We start from the raw sequence: 3,740 nt of genomic DNA, 5'->3' as shown, positions 1-3,740 counted from the left end.
TTACTGGTTCCTAACAGCCTTGTCCATGTCACAGTCCCATCGGGTTCGTATTTGCTGATAAAGGCATCCGTGCCACCATTATTTATTTCCTCACCTAGGTCGCCGTTAGTAAAGCCAGCTACATAAATGGACCCATCAAGGCCGGTGGTGAGGGCATGGGCTATTTCCGACCTATTGCTTGCTAACCGGGTTGTCCATACCTGGCTGCCATCGGGTTCATACCGGGCGAGAAACACATCGTTTTCACTGCTGGGAATTTCGTATGGCTGTCGAGGAATTTCTACAATCTGGTCACTCTGAGTATAGCCCGCCATATAAATAGACCCATCAAGGCCTGTGGTGAGGGCATTACCATAAGAGTTAGAATAGTTGCCTCCCAACAGCCTTGTCCATACCAGAGTCCCATCGGGTTCGTATTTGATAATAAAGCTATCAGTACCACTCTGATTGATTTCTCCATTCAGGTCGCCCCTAATAGAACCTGTCATATAAATAGACCCATCAAGGCCGGTGGTGATGGCCTTGCCACCAGTAGTCCTATCATTGGCTTCCAGTAGCCACGTATTGGCGAACTCTGGTGGCGTTGAAATCTGTACTGTTATCAGTCCTTCTGCTACCGAGATTAATTCGCTATCATCGGCTACAGGGTTTAGCTCATTCCATGACTCAATCATCTGGGTATCCCCCTCAATGAATTGATGCGATTTTTAATGCTGATATTTTTGGGAAATTTCCCATGATAAATATGATAATCTTACCTACCCAGATTGTCAATCCGTTAATCCATGGCGCAGGGCGGGTTTATTATATGGTCGTGAGGAATTGAGAATTGACAGCGGAGGCGCGCCCCTACAATTAACAATTAATAATTATTACAGATTTATCATAATTACTATTGACAAATTCCCGAACTTGACTTACACTAAAAAAATGGGAAACTGTGACGCCATATATATTCTAATTTAAGGTAGGCAGGTGCTGCTGTGAAAGCTCAATTGTCATGATGATCAAACGGCGCTAGACAACGCCAATGCTGCATCCTTAACAATGGAGCAATCTGCGCGTGCGTCACATCATGAAGTTTTTCGTGTCGCCAATTATCGGGATGTGGAAGCACCACTAGAGCCCTATGATGGGAAACTATCACCTACGGTTTTGAATGGGAGGGGGAAATGGTGACATCTCTCTCGACCCCTAATCCTAGAATACAGACATCAACTCAAAACTATATTACCTATGCCTAAGTCAAAAAGCGATCGCATTAATCCCAGAAATCTCGACCCAGAACTTTATGAGCGTCTGAAAGCCGAATCCAAAGCACCCTATCGAGGACTGCGACAGTTTATATATGTATCCTTCGCCGCCTCTGGATTAATTGGGGCGGTAGTATTTTTGGCTCAACTCCTGTCAGGACGGGATGTAGGGACCGCCTTACCCAACTTTGCGCTTCAGGTGGGGGTGGTAGCTTTAATGGTTTGGCTATTTCGCCTAGAACAGCGATCGCCCAAATCTAAGTAACAAAACTTTATGTCCCTAGACAAAAATATATATTTCGCAAACAACCGACAAAAAAATAAAGAAAATATTACGAAATTTGAGATTTTGTCATGTATCTGTAATAATAATCATAGAAGCTCAATTGGGGTCAGCCCAAATAAAGGCCCTAAATATAAATACCCGTTTTCGTTCAATTGGGGTCAGCGATAGCAGGAACCAAGAACTTAGGCAGGTATCAGCCCGTAGTTGAGCCGCTCAAGCACTTGTTAACTCCTGTTTCTGATAAAGACCCTAAACATATTAAATCCAAAGCCAGCTATCCAATTGGGTAGCTGGCTATTTTAACTGCGACAGGTCTAGGGACTGTGAAACCCGACCCTAGAGAGGGCTACTCACCAAATAGGGGGAGTTAATCGCCTGAACTTTCCCGGCGTTGACTAAAGCCTGATAGACAAATGCGGCTACATCGGCGCGGGTGGCCACACGATTGGGGTTGAGTTGGCTTTGGTTAGGATAGTTAACTACCAAATTTCCGGTTGTGGCTCCCGCAACAGAGGGAAGCGCCCAAGTTGGAATCTCTGCTGCATCTTGATAGATGGAGAGGATATCAATATTGTCCGACTGGTAGCCAAGTCCTTGGGCTAAACCAACAATGCTTTGAATGCGGGTAATGGGGTCATTGGGTCGAAACTGACCGTCAGGAAATCCTGAAATAAACCCACCTTGATAGGCGGATTGAATGGCTTGATAACCCCAGAAGTTGCTGGGAACATCAGGGAATTGAGATCCTGATTGTTGGGCGGCGGGGGTAAAAGCATTTTTGACGATCGCCGCAAATTGTACCCTGGTCACTGGCTCATCAGGACGGAAAGAACCATCCTCAAATCCTGACATAATCCCTAGGCTGACTAATGCTTCCATATAGGACTGAGCCCAATGTCCTTGTAGGTCAGAAATAGTGCCAACTTCCAGACCCAAGTTAGGGGGTGTGACAGCGGCCAGTACATATTCAACCACTCCATAAATGCGGCTTTCGTCGATTTCATTACCGACTGCAGAGATGCTGTTACCTCGGGTGGCATTATATACATCGTAGCGCTGGTTATTGCGGATCAGGTTTTGACCCGGATCCCCTGCTGTTCCTAAGTTAGGTTGTGAAGTAGCGATCGCCACAATACCATCGCGCTGATTATTTTCGATCAAGTTATTGCGTAAAATCGGTTTAGCCGTATGGGAAACCATCACCCCGTCCCGGTTGTCCACAATCTGGTTTTCCACAATTTTCGGGGCGGAATCATCATTAATCGAAATACCAAAACCAGTATTTTGAAACAGATTACCCCTAATCAGTCCACCGCCAGAACGAGCCACCGAAATACCATTACCATCATTTTGGGCAAAAATATTGTTAGTGATGGTGGCGTTACCTTCCGCACTGATAAAAACCCCATCCCGTTTGCTATTGACAAAAGTTGAGTTACTGATGGTCGGGTTAGAGGATTCAACCCAAATCCCAGTCCCTCTGGTGTTGGGGTTGGTAATGGTGACTCCCAAAATTTGAGGGTCTCCCATAGTTCTGATGGTGACATTTTGACGAGCCAGACTCGGACTGACAAAATTACCCCCACCAATAATCAACACATTCCGACCATTATTAGATTGATCACCCAGTAGGATAACTCCTGGTTGGATGTTAATGGGGAATGCTTCCCCGGTCTCTGGGCTGTAGGTTCCGGGGGCTAACTTAATAGTGGTGCCGGGGGTAGCCCTGGACATAGCATAAGTGATGGTACGGAAAGGGGCCCCTTGAGAACCTGTTACCGTGTCGTTATCGGTTCCGGTGGCGGGGTTGACGTGGATGATTTGGGCTTGTACTAGGTATTCTGGGGAGGTTGGGGAGGTTGGTAATTCATTGGCGATCGCTTTAGGAATTGTCGGTAAATCAGCGATCGCCCCTAAGATCAAGGGGGTAGCTAGTAAACTCATACCCCGCCGCCAAGACCATAGCCGAAACCCAAAAGCCTTTGGCTTCGATGTATCATAACTGTGGGCAGCCTTGCTAGTCAGAAAATAGTTATCTTTCATCAAAAATTCTCCGAGAAACCCCCATCCTCGCGTAGCAGGTGGGGGAGGGATAGGAGCGGTGGTTGAGTGGGGTTCAATGCCCCCGAAACCACCAAGTWTGTACTACGCGCAATCAAAGAGACATTAGAGGCGGTGAATTGACCCAACCGCTTCCAGTT

Annotated in this window: 3 protein-coding genes; 1 reads left to right on the top strand and 2 read right to left on the bottom strand. The window is 46.6% G+C overall.

Annotation, left to right across the window (positions count from 1 at the left end):
- A partial coding sequence (locus B9T16_RS26710; RefSeq protein WP_410246177.1) for an SBBP repeat-containing protein occupies window positions 1-674 on the bottom strand: 674 nt, incomplete at its 3' end.
- A gap of 562 nt (window positions 675-1,236) precedes the next feature.
- On the opposite strand from B9T16_RS26710, the gene B9T16_RS26705 reads away from it, so the two are divergent.
- Window positions 1,237-1,518 (top strand): DUF3493 domain-containing protein, encoded by a 282-nt coding sequence (locus B9T16_RS26705; RefSeq protein ID WP_006618455.1) that lies wholly within the window; start codon window positions 1,237-1,239, stop codon window positions 1,516-1,518.
- Between the two features lie 357 nt (window positions 1,519-1,875).
- Here the strand turns inward: B9T16_RS26705 and B9T16_RS26700 are convergent, their stop codons facing one another.
- Window positions 1,876-3,582, bottom strand: a complete 1,707-nt coding sequence (locus B9T16_RS26700) for a DUF1565 domain-containing protein (protein ID WP_410246176.1) — start codon at window positions 3,580-3,582, stop codon at window positions 1,876-1,878.
- Window positions 3,583-3,740: the final 158 nt, after the last annotated feature.

The sequence above is a fragment of the Arthrospira sp. PCC 8006 genome, assembly GCF_046480465.1.
In the GTDB taxonomy this organism is placed as follows: domain Bacteria; phylum Cyanobacteriota; class Cyanobacteriia; order Cyanobacteriales; family Microcoleaceae; genus Limnospira; species Limnospira platensis.
Note: the sequence above shows the minus strand (reverse complement) of the source record. Positions and strands in the feature narration are given on the sequence as shown.